The organism is Enterobacter asburiae (genome assembly GCF_007035645.1).
GTDB classification, from domain to species: domain Bacteria; phylum Pseudomonadota; class Gammaproteobacteria; order Enterobacterales; family Enterobacteriaceae; genus Enterobacter; species Enterobacter asburiae_B.
Map to the genome: position 1 here is coordinate 3,360,449 of NZ_AP019632.1, position 15,245 is coordinate 3,375,693.

The following is a 15,245-nucleotide window of genomic DNA, read 5'->3' on the forward strand; positions in this document are numbered from 1 at the left end:
CCTCTCCCAGAGGGAGAGGGGGTCGTCCGTGCATATTTTCAGTTTTTGTAGGCCGGGTAAGGCGAAGCCGCCACCCGGCATGAAGAGATTTCCCATGCCACATCTTTCCACCCGCGTGCTTCAGGGTCTGCTGACCCTGCTGCTCACGCTCCTCGGGCTGCTGCTCGTCACGTTTGCGCTCTCGGCGTTTTCACCGGTCGATCGCGTGCTGCAGATCGTGGGCGATCACGCCAGCCAGTCAACCTACGATCAGGTTCGCCATCAGCTTGGGCTGGATCGGCCTCTGCCCGTGCAGTTCTGGCACTACCTGCAAAACCTTGCCCACGGTGATTTAGGCACCGCCAGCGCCACCGGGCAGCCGGTGCTGCAGGATCTGCTGCACGCGTTCCCCGCCACGCTGGAGCTGGCCACGCTGGCGTTAATCATCGGCGCCGTGCTCGGCGTGATTGCCGGGGTGCTGTGCGCCCGCTACGCCGGTTCGCCGCTCGATCTCGCCATCAGAACGCTCACCCTGCTCGGCAACTCGGTACCGATTTTCTGGCTCGGCCTGCTGATGCTGGCCCTGTTCTACGCGAAGCTGCAGTGGAGCGCGGGTCCCGGCAGGCTGGATGATATCTGGCAGTTCACCGTCGAGCCGCGTACCGGCTTTGCGCTGGTGGATACCTGGCTTTCCGGCGATCGCGAGGCGTTCCGCAACGCCCTCAGCCACCTGGTGCTGCCGGTGCTGCTGCTGGCCTATTACTCGCTGGCGAGCATCACGCGCCTGACGCGTTCCGCCTGCCTGAGCGAAATGAACAAAGAGTACATCCTGCTTGCCCGCGCCAAGGGCGCCGGGGAGATGACCATCCTGCTGCGCCACGTGCTGCCGAACATTCGCGGCACCCTGCTGACGGTGATCGCCCTCGCCTACACCAGCATGCTGGAAGGCGCGGTACTGACCGAAACCGTCTTCTCCTGGCCGGGGATCGGGCGCTACCTCACCACCGCTCTGTTCGCCGGAGACACCACCGCCGTCATGGGCGGCACGCTGCTGATTGGCGTCTGCTTTGTACTGATCAATAACCTTACCGACCTGCTCGTGCGGGCGACCGATCCCAGGGTGCGCTGATGCCGTTTTATCTTTTCTTACGCCGCCTGCGCCGCTCCCCTGCCGCGTTTTGCGGGCTGGCTGCCATCGCGCTGCTGGTAGCTATCGCCCTGTTCGCGCCGTGGCTCGCGCCGCTTGACCCGAACTGGCAGGACGCCGCCGCGCGCCTGCAGGCACCGAATACTCAACACTGGCTGGGCACCGACAGCTACGGGCGGGACCTGCTTTCGCGCCTGATTTACGGCACCCGTCCGGCGCTCGGGCTGGTGGCATTAGTTACCGTAATCACCCTGCCCGCCGGGCTGCTGGTGGGGATTTTGTCCGGCTACTACGGCGGCTGGCTGGAGCGCATCCTGATGCGTTTTATCGACGTGGTAATGTCGATGCCGCGCCTGATCCTCGCCTTCGCGTTTGTGGCGATGCTTGGCCCGGGGCTGGTCAACGGCGCGCTGGCGCTGGCCTTAACCACCTGGCCGGCCTACGCGCGTCAGGCGCGGAGTGAAATTCAGCGCCTGCGCCACAGCGATTATCTGGCCGCCGCCGAGATGATGGGCATTCGCGGCCCGCGCCTGCTGGTCGGCCATATTCTGCCCCTGTGCCTGCCGTCCGCGATTGTGCGGCTGGCGCTGGATCTGGCGGGGATTATTCTGGCAGCCGCCGGTCTGGGCTTCCTCGGCCTTGGCGCGCGTCCGCCGATGGCCGAATGGGGCGCGATGATCGCCGACGGCATGCAGGTGATTTTCGACCAGTGGTGGATTGCCGCCATTCCGGGCGGCGCGATTCTGTTTGCCAGCCTCGCCTTTAACCTGCTGGGCGACGGCCTGCGCGACGTACTGGAGCCACAGCATGACTGAACAACGCGTCATCGTCGATACGCTGAACATCGACTACCCCGCCGCGCGCGTGGTCAATAACCTGAGCTTCACGCTGGGCAACGAGCGGCTGGCGCTGGTGGGGGAATCCGGCTCGGGCAAATCAATGTCCGCCCGCGCCCTGATGGGGCTGGTGCGTAAGCCCGGCATCGTGAGCGCGAACCGGCTTAACGTGCTAGGCAACGACCTGCTGACCCTGAGCACCCGCCGCTGGCAGGCGCTGCGCGGCAACGGGATTGCGATGGTCCTGCAGGACCCGCGCTACGCGCTGAATCCGGCGAAAAACGTCGCCGCTCAGCTCGATGAAGCGCTGACCCTGCACCAGCGCCTGCCCCGCGCCGAGCGCCTGGCGCGCATTCACGACATCATCCGCGCCGTCGGTCTCAACGAACACGTCCTCCAGCGCTACCCCGGCGAGCTCTCCGGGGGCATGGGCCAGCGGGTGATGATCGCCATTGCGCTGCTCAACAACCCGCAGGTGCTGATTGCCGACGAACCCACCTCCGCGCTGGACGCCCGCCTGCGCAACCAGATCCTCGAACTGCTGGTGCAGCAGAGCGAAGAACGCCAGATGGCGATGCTGTTAATCAGCCACGATCTGCCGCTGGTGGCGGAGCACTGTGACCGCGTGCTGGTGATGTATCAGGGCGAGAAGGTCGATGAGATGGCGGCAAGCCGACTTCCGCAGGCGACGCATCCGTACACCCGCACCCTATGGACCTGCCGACCCAATGCGGAAACGTTCGGCCAGATGCTGCCGACGCTGGACCGCACGCAGTCGTGGAAGGAGGCCGATAATGGCGCTCGTTGAGGTTAAGGATCTCCAGGTGAGATTCGGAGAGAAAACGGCGGTGTCCGCCGCCAGCTTTGTCATCGAGAAAGGTGAAACCTTCAGCCTGATCGGCGAATCCGGCTGCGGGAAATCGACTATTCTGCGCGTGCTGGCGGGGCTGCAGCGCGAGTGGAACGGCCGCATTTCGATCCTGGGAGACGCGCTACGGCCAGGACGGCGTTTTGAAGGCGAGCTTCGCCGCAACGTGCAGATGGTGTTTCAGGATCCGTGGGCGTCTCTGCACCCGAACCACACCGTTGCGCGCACCCTGTCGGTGCCGTTAAACATCCACGGCGAAACGCGGATTGCCGAAAAGGTGGCGGATGCGCTGCTGCAGGTGGGGCTTTCCGCCGACGCGGGCAAGCGTTATCCGCACCAGCTTTCCGGCGGGCAGCGTCAGCGCGTGGCCATAGCCCGCGCGCTGCTGCTGCGCCCGCAGCTTCTGCTGCTGGACGAGCCGACTTCGGCGCTGGATATGTCGGTGCAGGCGGAAATTCTGAACCTGCTCAACCGCCTGAAGGCCGAGCACGGTATGACCTACCTGCTGGTGAGCCACGATGCGGACGTGATTGCCCATATGTCCGACCGGGCGGCATTTATGGCGCACGGGGAGATCCAGAGGGTGTTTGACCGTGAGGCGATGTTACGGGGCGAGCACAGGATGGGGTAAATGCGCGCGGCGGTGCCCGGTGGCGCTGCGCTTACCGGGCCTACGTTTCGTGCCGCGTTGATGGTTTTTCGTAGGCCGGGTAAGGCATAGCCGCCACCCGGCAAAAAAAATCACTTCAGCAGCTTCACCGTGGCGTCGATGTCGATCTCATCTTCGGTGAAGATCAGCGTCGTGTTCTGGAAGGTGGTGATCGCCAGCTTCTTCACCGTGCGCATTTCGCCCGGCTTTTTCTCGGATTTCGGCTTGATGCTGTTCATCAGCAGCCCCACCGACAGCACCGCGTTCTCTTTGTCGATTTTGGTATCAGCCGGCTCTTCTTCGTTAAACACCACGAAGGATTTGATGGAGGAGAGCTTCACGCGCTCGCCGGCAATAAAGAGATGTTTGCTTTCGGGGATCACCTTCACCGCGTAGGCGGAAAGGCCTTTGTTGTTGGTGGTTGGCTCAAAGGTCACCGCGGCATCTTTCTTAATCAGATCGGGGTTCGCGACCTTAATCACATGAAAATAGCGGTTGTCGCCGTTTTCATCTTTGATAAATCCAAAGCCTTTATCTTTAAACCACGTTGTGATTGTACCGTTCATCGCTGTTACCGCCTGTCAGATCGTAATGACTAAAGTTTTGCAGCGCGCAGTGTAATGCACAATGACGGAGGAGACAAAAAAAAGCCCCTGCACGGGTGCAGGGGAAAACTCATGTCAGAGCTTTTACCCTAAATAATTCGAGTTGCATGAAGGCGGCGACGCAGCGAATCCCCGGGAGCGTACATCAGTACGTGACTGGGGTGAGCGAGGAAAGCCAACGCACAGGCAACTTGAAGTATGACGGGTATATTAGTATTTAGTTGAACACCATCCCTCCATCGATTAAGAGCGACTGACCGGTCATGTAGTCGGAATCCGGGCCTGCCAGGTATGAGACGCAGGCGGCGACATCTTCCGGCTCGGACAGGCGGCCAAGCGTAATGCGTTTGGCAAAGGTTTCGGTCCCGTAGCCGAGCGGTTTACCCGCCGCCTCGGAGACCTGACGGTCGATTTCCGCCCACATCGGCGTTTTGACGATGCCCGGGCAGTAGGCGTTAACGGTGATCCCCAGCGGCGCGAGATCCCGTGCGGCGGTCTGGGTTAAGCCCCGCACCGCGAACTTGCTGGAACTGTAGACCGCCAGTTCCGGGTTGCCGGTGTGGCCCGCCTGGGAGCAGGCGTTGATGATCTTGCCGCCGTGTCCCTCTTTGCGGAAGGCGTCAATCGCGGCCTGGATCCCCCAGATCACCCCTTTCACGTTAATGTTGTAAACCTTGTCGACAATGTCCGGCGTGATGGATTCGATAGGGGTAGACGGCGCAATCCCGGCGTTATTCACGATCACGTTAAAGCCGCCCAGCGCGGTGCGCGCTTTCTCCACCGCCGCAAATACCTGTTCGCGGTCAGAGACATCGACCTTCACGGCGACGGCGTTACCGCCGTTACGGATAATTTCATCGGCGACGGCTCTTGCCGTCTCAACGTTATAGTCGGCGATGGCGACGGCAAAGCCATCTTTCACCAGGCGAAGCGCGATCGCTTTACCAATCCCCTGGCCTGAGCCTGTTACGAGAGCAACTTTTTGCATTTCTCTGTCCTTATATTGAGTCACAAAATCTGGCTGAGATGGAGCTGACCCATCAGCAGCGGGTTATCGCTGTAGTCGACGGGAATGGCCACCACGGCCGGGCCATCCACATCCATCGCCGCACGCAGCGTCGGCTCAAGCGCCTCGGCGCTCTCCACGGCAAAGCCTTTCGCACCGAAGGCGTCGGCATACGCTTTGAAATCGACCGGGCCGAACTCGACGCCGGAAAGGCGCTGGTATTTTTTCTCTTCCTGAATCGCCACCATGTTGTAGGCGTTATCCACCCAGATGATATGCAGCACGTTGGCGTTGAGGCGCACCGCGGTTTCCAGCTCCATGCTCGACTGCAGGAAGCCGCCGTCGCCGGAGACTGAAACCACCTTGCGGCCCGGGTTCACCAGCCACGCGCCAATCGCCCACGGCAGGGCAACGCCCATGGTCTGCTGACCGTTGGAGATCATCACCTGACGCGCCCGGAAGCTGTAGAGGTAGCGGGCGATCCAGATGTGGAAGCTGCCCATGTCCACGGTGAGCGTCACGTCGTTATTCACGATGTCCTGCATGGCGCGAACGATGCGCAGCGGGTGCAGGGCAAACTGGTTGAGCGAGGCGCCGCGGCGGTCGAGCAGATCGCGCTGATGCTGGCGATCGACCAGAATTTCGGAGGCCCGTTGGCTCAGCTCGAGCTTACGGTCGATCCGGTTAGCAAGCAGGTTCAGCGTTTCGGCGATGTCCCCCACCAGCTCCAGATCCGGGACGTAGTTACGCTCTTCATAGGCGGGCAGCACGTCGATGTGCACCAGCGTCGCGTCACCGCTGTTCCACATGGACGGCTCGTACTCCACCGGGCTGTAGCCGATGCAGATAATCAGGTCCGCCAGATGCAGCAGCCGGTCGCCCGCCTGGTTATTGAACAGGCCGACGCGTCCGGCAAAGCGGGTGAAGTGCTCCTGGTTTACCGCCCCGGCGGCCTGATAGGTGCTGGTGACCGGAATGCGGCTTTTCTCCAGCAGCTTGCGCAGCGCGGCGCTGTTCGCGGGCTGGCTGGCCATCAGGCCGAGTAAAATGACCGGGTTTTTGGCGTTTTCGATAAGCTTCGCCACGTCGTTAATCGCTGACTCCGGTGCCGGGCCCATCAGCGCCGGGCCGCTGGCGGGTAAAATTGCCCCCGTGGCGGGCTGGTCGACGATATCCTGCGGCAGGCTGACGAACGCGCCCCCCGGCCTGCCGTGCTCGGCGGCGCGAAACGCGTTCGATACCACCTCGGCAATCGCGTCCGGCGAACTGACCTCCACGGCGTATTTAGTGACAGGGCTGAACATGGCGACGGTGTCCATACTCTGGTGCACCAGCTTGGCTTTATCCGCCCGCTTCACCGCCCCGCCCAACGCCACCACCGGGTCGCCTTCGCTGTTGGCGGTGGCGATGCCGGTGATCAGGTTAGAACAGCCCGGCCCGGAGGTGACCAGCGCCACCCCGGCCTTGCCGGTCAGCCGCCCGACCGCCGCCGCCATAAACGCCGCGTTGGCCTCGTGGCGTACCGGGATGATCTCGATGGAGGAGTCCAGCAGGGAGTCAAAGACCTTGTCGATTTTCGCACCCGGGATCCCGAACACCTGCTTCACGCCCTGCGCTTCCAGCTGGCCGACAACCATATCGGCGCCGTGCGCCCACTGACGTGACTGTTTCTCACTGTTCACGGTAGTTCTCCTGTTAGTTTTCGACGGAACGGATCGCTGCATCAAGATTGCTGGGGTGAAGGTTGGCCTGTAAGAACGCGCTGTCGGCGGGCAGATCAATCATCAGCTTGTGAATTTCACCGAAGGTGAGCACGCCGCTCTCCAGCTGATAGTCGAGCAGATGGCCCCCGCCCTGACGGTCGTCGGTGATGAAATGCTCGTGATAGCCGGCCACGTTAATGCCCTGCATATGCTGCGGCGTGCGGAACCCGACCAGCACCCCTTCGCGCTGGTTAAAGCGGAACACCGGCTGGTCGTCCAGCACGTCGGTCATCGCGCGGTACGGCGGCTTCTGGCGCGGTACCGTGCGGGTATGGGCGTGGCGGAAGTTGCCGTCAATGCGCAGCGCGCAGAACAGGTTGTCGGAGGGGATCTGCTGGTCGATAACGTCGTGGATCTGCTGACGGCTGACCGGTGCATCGAAGGTTTTGCGGTACTGCGGCTGGAACCAGGTCATCACCGCGAACGGCGTTTTCTGCTCCGGCTTCGCGGCCCGGGCGCTGCCGTCGGCGCGCAGCTGGTACACCTGGCTGCTGAAGGCAATCATTTCACCGTCCAGCTCGTTGAAGGTGCCCAGACCAAAATCACCGTGTGCCAGAAGATCGGCGATGGTGGTCTCTCCTTCGTACACGCCGCTTAGCAGGGCGCTCATTAGCGATGTCTGATAGATCACGCTGTCAGGATGCTGGGCGGAGAACCCCCGCAGGGTCTCGCACAGGCTGGCCTCACAGTCGCAGGCAGATGAATGCATCATCGTGCTCGTCCTCTTCAACTTTATTTAGAAAGGTTAAATAAATGTTGACCCGATTCAGCAGAGAGTTCCAATATAGAAACCATGCTGGTTTGAGACGTTTTAGATATGGAACTTCGTTATCTGCGGTATTTTGTCGCGGTTGCACGCGAGCGACACTTCACCAGGGCGGCCGAAGCGCTGGGTATTTCACAGCCTCCTCTGAGTCAGCAGATCAAACGGCTCGAAGAGGAAGTGGGCACGCCGCTGTTCAGACGCCTGACGCGGGGCGTGGAGTTGACCGAGGCGGGAGAAGCCTTCTACGAGGACGCCTGCAAAATTCTGGCGCTGAGCGATGCCGCGCTGGAAAAAGCCCGCGGCATCGCGCGCGGGCTGAACGGCAACCTGTCGATTGGCATCACCAGCTCCGACGCTTTTCATCCCAAAATTTTCGCGCTGATCCGCCAGTTTCAGGTGCAGAACATGGCGGTGCAGGTTCACCAGGTGGAAGCCAACATGTCGTCGCTGACGACAATGCTGGCGGAGGGTGAACTGGATATCGCCTTCGTGCGCCTGCCGTGCGAGAGCAGCAAGGCGTTCGAGTTAAAAATCCTCGACCGGGAGCCGATGGTGGTGGCGCTGCATCGCGATCATCCGCTGGCGGCGTGCGATTCGCTGGCGTTAGAGCAGCTTCGGGATACGCCGGTGGTGCTGTTCCCGCAGGAGGTCGCGCCGGGGCTGTACGAACGGGTTCACGGCTGCTGCGAGCGGGCCGGAATTGACGTGCAGCACGCGCTGCAGTCGTCGCAGCTTTCCTCCTCCCTGAGCATGGTTTCCGCGGGCGGCGGGTTCGCGCTGGTGCCGAAATCCATGGCGGCCATTTCACCACCGAATGTCACCTATCACGCGCTGAGCTCGCCGGAGCTTTATACCGATATCGCGCTCTGCTGGCGGCGCTTTGAACGCTCGCGGACGGTGAAGCGGTTTTTGATGATGATGAGCGAGGGGTGACGGCAATAGAGGGGTTTTGGTTTTTGTAGGCCGGGTAAGGCGCAGACGCCACCCGGCAATGCCAGCCTCTGTCGTGCTTAGAACGGTAAAGGTCATGTTGATGCACGCTTAGGTACTACGTTTTCCTGGTAATTGTCTGCCGCAAACCCTCTGTTACTCTGGCTGCACTCAAGGGATGACAAGGAAGAGAGATGCTGAATCCAGGCTGGCAAGATGCCTTGAAATACCCTGAACAATGGAGGTTTTGATGACTACACGAGTTATTGCATTTTTGCTTATACTCGGCGCATTCGCTGTAAATGCTGCCGATGGCGGTAATGGTGGGGATGGCGGAAACGGTTCTGATGGAGGAAACGGTTCGGATGGCACCGTCTCAGCTCCGGGCCGTGCGGGTTGTCCGGGCGGAACAAATCCGGACGCGTCGGGAAAATTTTATCTTCCAGGAACAAAACAGCAGTGCAATCCGGGGAAGCAGGATGCCGTGAAAAGCGCCAGGCAATCAGATGCAGAGTGACAGTATGTTAACGCATCCTGGTTCCACATCCTCACTTGCCTCCTGCTTCAGGCATTAATATATGCGCCGGAATACGCAGAACTAGACTTTCGCCTCCGCACGTAATGCGGCCTGCACCGCGGGCCGGGCACTGATTTTTTCCCTGTACGCCAGTAGCGCGGGCCAGTCGTTGAGTTCAATTGAGAAGAACGTGCACCATCCCAGCACGGTGAAAAGATAGGCATCTGCCACGCTGAAAGACGCTCCCGTCAGATAAGCGCTTGCGGAGAGCGTTTCCTGAAGAAAATCGAACCGCCTGAACAGCTTCTCACGAAAAATCGATTTGGCCTCTTCGGGCAGCGCACGATTAAAAAGAGGTGCCGATCCCGCGTGTATTTCGCTGGTGATAAAGTTTAGCCATTCCTGAAGCCGCACCCGCTCCCAGCCGTCTGCTCGCGGTGCCAGCCCACTTTCTGGCTTGAGGTCTGCCAGGTACTGCAAAATGGCTGGCCCCTCGGTCAGGATTTTCCCGTCATCCAGTTCAAGCGCAGCGACATAACCTTTGGGGTTGATGGTCAGGAAGTCGCGCCCGTCAGCGGTAAGCTTGCTCCTGTTGTCCACTTTAACCAGTTCAAACTCAATCGCCAGTTCGCGAAGCACGATATGGGGTGAGAGTGAACAGGTGCCCGGGGCGTAATAGAGTTTCATAATCTCTCCGTTAAAGCGGTTGTGTGATTTACATACACTGTGCTTAAAGCCATTCTCACTGTAAAATTAATGATTCATAAAATAGCTATTAGCTGAGCTACTGATATCCATGATGAATCTTTTACACTGGCGCTTGCTGGTTGCAGTGGCCGATGCAAGTAATATTTCCCGTGCCGCTAAAGAGGTCGGTATGACGCAGTCGGGCGCCAGCCAGGCGATCGCTCAGTTAGAGGCCTCATTAGGATTTGCGGTATTCACGCGAGAGCGGCGCCACATCGGCGTGACTGCCCTGGGCGAGCGGGTTGTCAAAGAAGCAAGGAGTATGCTGGCGCGGCTGGATGCCATCCGTACACTGGCGGATGAGAGCCGGGGGCTGAGCGGCGGGCGCATTCGTCTTGCCAGTTTTCCTTCGGTGACATCCACGTTTTTGCCCGGGCTGCTGCGGGATTTTAAGCGCCTGCATCCTGAAATCGAGGTGGTCGTACTGGAAGGAACGGACCAGGAAGTCGAAGAGTGGCTGGCGGCAGATACGATTGATCTTGGCGTGGTCATGAACCCTGTTCCCGGGCGTGCTGAAGCGCTCCTGGGACAAGATGCGTGGGTCGCGGTGCTGCCAGCCAGTCACCGTCAGGCTCGTTATGCACGTACGCGCGGCATCACCCTTGAGGAACTGGCAGACCAGCCCTTCGTGCTCGCAACCGGCGGTTGTGCCGTTAATGGAAAAAGCCTGATGGAACAGGCGGGCTTGCAGCTGTCTGACGTGCGGGTGACCGTCCGCGACTGGATCAGCGCCTGCCTGCTGGTACGCGAAGGCATGGGCGTCGCGCTGATACCTGAATCCGCCCTGCCGGGTGAATTACGCGGCCTGTGCGTCGTGCCCGTGACGCCTTCGCTGTGCCGGGAGTTTGGGCTGGTTTGTTCGCAGGCTGGCAAATCCTCCCGCGCGACGCAGGCGTTATTAGAAGGATTGCTCAAAATGAAAAGGTCTGCGTGAAGGAGTAACCGTGGTTCAAACTGTGCCCGGCGGCGCTGCGCTTGCGCGGGCCTACGGTTCGTGTCGCGGGTTGGTTGACGGTTTTGTAGGCCGGGTAAGGCGTAGCCACCACCCGGCAATGCCCTTCTGGAAGCCGCCTCGCAAACTTTCAAGAAACCTTATGTAATTCAGGGTGATCCCTTTCCTTCCCTTTTTCGCCGCCGTAAAGTGCCTGCGTTGCGGCACATCCGTAACCGGGCGTAGGAACCCGTTAGCATAACATGACGTTTTTTTGGACAAAGAGGATGCTAAATGGCGACTACCCCTGGATTTTCTTACGCGCTCTCTGAGGAAAGCGCAGTTCATCACCTCATCAACACTTCAATTTCCGATTCTGCGGATCTCTTCGAACTGGTCGATGCCTGCACTGCGTATGTCAGCGTGCTGGTGGAAACTGACGACGCGGTGACGTTTGCCACGCTCTGTAAGAGATTGCTGGCTGCGCTTAAGCGACTGCGGGAGTGCTGTGACTCGGAACTTCCGCCGTACCTGGTTGAACAGTTGATTGCGGGTGAAAAGATAACCTCGTGTGTACCGGACTGCTGGCAAGAGACGACGCTGCAGGTGGATTATGCCGTAGCGTTAACGCTGGCGGTGATGGGCGGGACGTTGCCTGCAAACGTGGCGGAAGAACTCACCGGGCTGCTGCATGATATGGTTTGGTTGCTGGCGGAATTTGTAAAGGAGCCTTATATTTCGGCACATTGAGGTGGGTGATAGGTGGCCGGAATCCTGCTGGTTAGAAGCAGGATTTCGACCTTACGCTAACGTTGAATGTTTGTTAAGAGCGAAAAGCGGACATCTTAAGTAGGTTGTTTTTTTATGCTACTACCTCTATGTAGCAATGTTATATGGCTACATTTATACAGAAGTAAGGATTAGTCTTTTCCCGGGCCATAATTGAATTTTGTACCTTTACCAATGGCGTAAAACTGTCCGCCAGCTACGTAATGGACAGTACGTAATTCATCTGGCGCATCATCAAAAATCCAGTGCCCATTTCTGAAAACGCGGTCATCACTCCATGCTCCGACAATTTCCCCCATGAACAAGTTGTGCTGCTTTTCATTTTCTTCATTGGGTATGACCTTACATACTAACCAGCCAGCGCAACCTTCAACTAAAGGCAGATCAAACTCTTTTTGATAAAATAGTGGAATTTTACTGTTTTTATCGGGTGTGTCGGAATAACTGTTGCCTCCAGCATATAAGACCATATCCATCTGATTTACGACTGGGATCTGTACAACGTAATATCCGCTTTTTTCTACAAGCCCGCGAGTAAATGCCTGTGGACCTATAAAAGCCATCACTTTGTTATTGCCTACTAATCCCACCCAGGCCGCTGCCATGACATTTTCAATGCCATCATTTTTAGCCGATATCATCGTCGTTGGCCCGATCTGTAATAGCCGATAGGCTTTGTTTAACTCTACTGGTTGAATTGACATAATTTACTCTTTTGATTTCTGATAAAAAGTAAGACAGGTTACTTATATTATTGTTCGATTATATGACTGGAATAGTTGCAAATTAATTGCTATTATCAAAATATATTAATGCAAATTTCACAACAATCATGAACAAACTTGATGCTCTAAAATTTTTCATCATCGCCTCTGAGACCTTGAACTTCCGCGAAGCAGCAATCAAGCTGTCGGTTTCACCATCAGTAGTAAGCCGAACAGTCGCTGAGTTGGAGAAACAACTTGGTGAACCTCTATTCAAACGCAATACGCGTTCGATCTTTCTCACCAGTTTCGGCGAACTATTTTTACCCCAAGCGAAGCGACTGCTGGAGGATTCAGAAAAACTATTTCAGACGGCAAAAGATGATAATGAAATGAAGGGCATTGTTCGTATCACATTACTTCGACTTCCAAATCATGAACAAATCTTGTATGAACTATTGACTGCACTACGTCCCTATCCTGAGTTATTTATCGACTGGCGTTTAGATATGATGAAACTTGATACTATCGAGCATCGTATCGATATAGGTATACGCGTAGGGCGAGAACCTAATCCAAACTTTATCATTAAAAATATTGGGCAAGTTGAACATATTTTAGTCGCATCCCCTGAACTCATTGCGCGCCTGGGGGCACCTACTGATTTAGAAGATCTTCGACAGCGTTATCCATTTAGTGGTTTAATTAATCCTGAGACGGGAAAATCATTTGAGTTTATGAGTGACGCAGTAAATACTTTTGTCCCTCGTCATATTGAATTTTATACTACAGATCCATATGCCGAAATTCAGGCCGCATTGGCCGGAAAAACGGTTGTACAGTCAAGCGACTTTATCTGTAGAGAGTACTTAGCAAGCGGCCAACTTGTTCCCCCACTGCCAGAATTGCGACAGGAGAAATGGCAATTTTATTTATACCGGCCTTACCAGCTGATTACTCCAAAAAGGGTGACGGTCGTTTTCTCGCTATTAGAAAAGATATTACGCAAATATTTCGAATCAAATTAACATTCTCCTCCACGTCCGCTTCTGGCACAAAGCGGACATTTTTTTCACAGTCACCTCATACAGTGTTCACACTCATTAAATGACCGCCGTCAGCACGAGCATTTGAAAACTGTACTCCATCACTTTTTCCATATTATCAACCCACCAACTATCACCTATTATATTTCCAATATGGAAACACGGGGCAAGGATGCACGTAGTCTCAAGAGCGCCTTTCGACGCGACTACCAGACAATTTCCTAATCAAGCACAAGCCCTGGACGATCTTTACCGAGTACTAAAGAGGAACACTACCCGTCACCGGACGATATGCGAAAGCGATTCCCCAGCCTGGAAAGGATGAAATACCGGGTGAAATGGTGGGTCATTGATGTGGGCAGCGGTGATGTTTTTTGCTGATTTTGAGCGAGGAAAGATTTTCATCAAGCACATCAGCACACACGCAGAATATGACAAGCTCACGGACCTCTACCGGAGAACGAAAGAATGAATTATGCAGCAGCCATCAAAGCGGCAAAGGATCTGACAAACGCGCTCCCTTTCCTGGGCTCACGCCCGTCGCGGCATGATTACGAGGATGCGCTGACGTTGGTGAAGATGCTCACCACTAAAATCGATAAATACGAAAACAAGTCTCCGGTGTTTGCAAAATTTAACGCGCGTGTTGCCAGCATTCCGTCAGGCGTTGCGTTATTGCGAACGCTGATGGATCAGTACCAACGTTAACGCTGGAGCATATGCGAGCACTGGCGAAGCGTTTTGGTTTGCCGGTGAGTGCGTTTGTGGGGAAGTGATCGAGAGCAGGCGCTTTGTACCCAATCCGCGATAATGCGTCGTTTACATACAAGAACAAAGAGCTATTTATGAAAACAATTGAAGAACTACGAAACGAGCTTCTAAAAATAGGTGAGCTATTAGGCGGAGGTACAAGGCCTAATCATTACTTCTTTATCCCTGACCAACCCGATGGGGTTGCAACTCCCTATCTTGAAATTCATGGGAAAGAATATCATTTTATCGTCAGTGAAAGAGGCCTTGAGCTACAGCGAAAAGTAACGCTCAGTGACGATGAAATTCTGTATTGGTTTGTGGAGAGTGCCGTGGCGGGGATGGCCTCAACCTATGCAGCAAGCCATTCATCTGAACGAGAATTTAGAGAGGTTTATTTCAGAAGGCAATACAGTTTAATGCTCTCTATCAAACCTGAATGGGCAACAAGAAAGCGCAAAGAAATCACTGAGCTCCTCCATTCGCAAAGAAGCGAACGTGGTTAACCCAACCGGCTCGTTACATTTACTTCCCTGTTGCCCTCTCTTTTCCTGGTAATTGCCTGCGACACACCATCTGTTACTCTGGCAGGACGCAAGGGATGACAAGGAAGAGAGATGCTAAACCCAGGATTCGTTACCCGCAAAGCGCTTGCTCAGTGGAAGGATGTTCCCGCTTTTCTCCCCCAGTTCCAGTTTCATGAAAAACACCTGACGGTCATTCACACTAGCCGCCCTGAAAATATTCTGCCGATGATTGCCAGCTTTGACGTCCGGCAAGATGCCGTGATTCAGCGGTTAATGTCATTGCGTCAAATACCGCAAAAATTTCTGCGCAACCAGAAGCCACAGTCGATCGGCAACTTTGGTTTGCACAGTTTTACCCTTTTGAAGAACTCTGCATCTGAGCTCTGCTATGGCTTAAGAGGGCAATTCTGGCGTACCGATTTCGGTCTTGAAAACGTGCCGGATGCCAGTGCTTTTCAGACCCCAGCCGAGCCGGGCAGCGCGAAACTGTTGCTGCGCTACAAGGTAACGGAGCTGGCGCCCGGCAAACATGAGCTCTCTACGGAAACATTCATCTATTGTCCGGACAGACGCACTCGACTAAAAATGTCGGCTTACTGGCTGATAATACGGGCGGGAAGCGGCTGGATCCGTAAAAGGACGCTGAAGGCTGTTAAATCGAATATTGAAGGACGGGAGTCATAAG

At 56.4% G+C, this 15,245-nt stretch carries 18 protein-coding genes and 1 pseudogene; 13 read left to right on the forward strand and 6 right to left on the reverse strand.

Translation table 11 applies throughout. From position 1 onward, the window contains the following. The first annotated feature begins 94 nt into the window (after window positions 1-94). From FOY96_RS16090 to FOY96_RS16105, 4 genes are read left to right on the forward strand one after another with little or no spacing between them, the layout of a single operon-like run. Window positions 95-1,108: an ABC transporter permease gene (locus FOY96_RS16090; protein ID WP_033144875.1), complete on the forward strand. Its 1,014-nt coding sequence runs from the start codon at window positions 95-97 to the stop codon at window positions 1,106-1,108. Then, window positions 1,108-1,941, forward strand: coding sequence for an ABC transporter permease (locus FOY96_RS16095; protein ID WP_143347418.1), 834 nt, complete (start codon window positions 1,108-1,110; stop codon window positions 1,939-1,941). The genes FOY96_RS16090 and FOY96_RS16095 overlap by 1 nt, the downstream gene beginning before the upstream one ends. Further along, window positions 1,934-2,770, forward strand: a complete 837-nt coding sequence (locus FOY96_RS16100; protein WP_143347419.1) for an ABC transporter ATP-binding protein — start codon at window positions 1,934-1,936, stop codon at window positions 2,768-2,770. The genes FOY96_RS16095 and FOY96_RS16100 overlap by 8 nt, the downstream gene beginning before the upstream one ends. Beyond that, a complete protein-coding gene (locus FOY96_RS16105; protein WP_143347420.1) occupies window positions 2,757-3,461 on the forward strand; it encodes an ABC transporter ATP-binding protein in 705 nt (234 codons plus the stop codon). The genes FOY96_RS16100 and FOY96_RS16105 overlap by 14 nt, the downstream gene beginning before the upstream one ends. A gap of 110 nt (window positions 3,462-3,571) precedes the next feature. Here the strand turns inward: FOY96_RS16105 and FOY96_RS16110 are convergent, their stop codons facing one another. From FOY96_RS16110 to budA, 4 genes are all read right to left on the reverse strand, one after another. After that, entirely contained in the window at window positions 3,572-4,045 is a 474-nt protein-coding gene (locus FOY96_RS16110; protein ID WP_023310683.1) for a cold-shock protein, read from the reverse strand. A gap of 256 nt (window positions 4,046-4,301) precedes the next feature. Next, window positions 4,302-5,072: a (S)-acetoin forming diacetyl reductase gene (locus FOY96_RS16115; RefSeq protein WP_024906954.1), complete on the reverse strand. Its 771-nt coding sequence runs from the start codon at window positions 5,070-5,072 to the stop codon at window positions 4,302-4,304. 20 nt (window positions 5,073-5,092) lie between these two features. Then, window positions 5,093-6,772 carry an acetolactate synthase AlsS gene (gene alsS, locus FOY96_RS16120; RefSeq protein ID WP_033144871.1) on the reverse strand — a complete coding sequence of 560 codons (1,680 nt, stop codon included), beginning with the start codon at window positions 6,770-6,772 and terminating at the stop codon, window positions 5,093-5,095. Between the two features lie 13 nt (window positions 6,773-6,785). Continuing rightward, window positions 6,786-7,565, reverse strand: a complete 780-nt coding sequence (budA, locus tag FOY96_RS16125; RefSeq protein ID WP_023310680.1) for an acetolactate decarboxylase — start codon at window positions 7,563-7,565, stop codon at window positions 6,786-6,788. Window positions 7,566-7,670: 105 nt separating this feature from the next. Between budA and FOY96_RS16130 the strand changes: the two genes are divergently transcribed. After that, entirely contained in the window at window positions 7,671-8,552 is an 882-nt protein-coding gene (locus FOY96_RS16130; protein WP_038417608.1) for a LysR family transcriptional regulator, read from the forward strand. 247 nt (window positions 8,553-8,799) lie between these two features. Further along, the gene (locus tag FOY96_RS16135) at window positions 8,800-9,066 is read left to right on the forward strand and encodes a hypothetical protein (protein WP_072210807.1); all 267 of its coding nucleotides are present in this window, start codon (window positions 8,800-8,802) and stop codon (window positions 9,064-9,066) included. An 81-nt stretch (window positions 9,067-9,147) separates the two neighbouring features. Here FOY96_RS16135 and gstA read toward each other — a convergent pair whose 3' ends face one another. Beyond that, window positions 9,148-9,753: a glutathione transferase GstA gene (gene gstA, locus FOY96_RS16140; RefSeq protein WP_143347421.1), complete on the reverse strand. Its 606-nt coding sequence runs from the start codon at window positions 9,751-9,753 to the stop codon at window positions 9,148-9,150. Between the two features lie 109 nt (window positions 9,754-9,862). Here gstA and FOY96_RS16145 point away from each other — a divergent pair, with 109 nt between their 5' ends. Both FOY96_RS16145 and FOY96_RS16150 read left to right on the forward strand, forming a co-directional pair. After that, window positions 9,863-10,747: a LysR family transcriptional regulator gene (locus tag FOY96_RS16145; RefSeq protein ID WP_143347422.1), complete on the forward strand. Its 885-nt coding sequence runs from the start codon at window positions 9,863-9,865 to the stop codon at window positions 10,745-10,747. Between the two features lie 291 nt (window positions 10,748-11,038). Continuing rightward, window positions 11,039-11,494 carry a hypothetical protein gene (locus FOY96_RS16150; RefSeq protein WP_143347423.1) on the forward strand — a complete coding sequence of 152 codons (456 nt, stop codon included), beginning with the start codon at window positions 11,039-11,041 and terminating at the stop codon, window positions 11,492-11,494. A 170-nt stretch (window positions 11,495-11,664) separates the two neighbouring features. Here the strand turns inward: FOY96_RS16150 and FOY96_RS16155 are convergent, their stop codons facing one another. Next, a complete protein-coding gene (locus FOY96_RS16155) occupies window positions 11,665-12,237 on the reverse strand; it encodes a flavin reductase family protein (protein ID WP_033144864.1) in 573 nt (190 codons plus the stop codon). Between the two features lie 128 nt (window positions 12,238-12,365). Between FOY96_RS16155 and FOY96_RS16160 the strand changes: the two genes are divergently transcribed. The 5 genes and pseudogenes from FOY96_RS16160 to FOY96_RS16180 all read left to right on the forward strand — a co-directional run bounded on the left by FOY96_RS16160 (window position 12,366) and on the right by FOY96_RS16180 (window position 15,244). Continuing rightward, window positions 12,366-13,265, forward strand: a complete 900-nt coding sequence (locus tag FOY96_RS16160) for a LysR family transcriptional regulator (protein WP_064673606.1) — start codon at window positions 12,366-12,368, stop codon at window positions 13,263-13,265. Window positions 13,266-13,455: 190 nt separating this feature from the next. Then, window positions 13,456-13,755: pseudogene (locus FOY96_RS22985) on the forward strand (type II toxin-antitoxin system HigB family toxin). Continuing rightward, entirely contained in the window at window positions 13,752-13,991 is a 240-nt protein-coding gene (locus FOY96_RS16170) for a hypothetical protein (protein ID WP_048976664.1), read from the forward strand. Before FOY96_RS22985 ends, FOY96_RS16170 begins: the two are co-directional and overlap by 4 nt. A gap of 137 nt (window positions 13,992-14,128) precedes the next feature. After that, window positions 14,129-14,539 carry an Imm63 family immunity protein gene (locus tag FOY96_RS16175; protein ID WP_143347424.1) on the forward strand — a complete coding sequence of 137 codons (411 nt, stop codon included), beginning with the start codon at window positions 14,129-14,131 and terminating at the stop codon, window positions 14,537-14,539. Between the two features lie 111 nt (window positions 14,540-14,650). Next, the gene (locus tag FOY96_RS16180) at window positions 14,651-15,244 is read left to right on the forward strand and encodes a hypothetical protein (RefSeq protein WP_039264038.1); all 594 of its coding nucleotides are present in this window, start codon (window positions 14,651-14,653) and stop codon (window positions 15,242-15,244) included. Window position 15,245 lies beyond the last annotated feature (1 nt).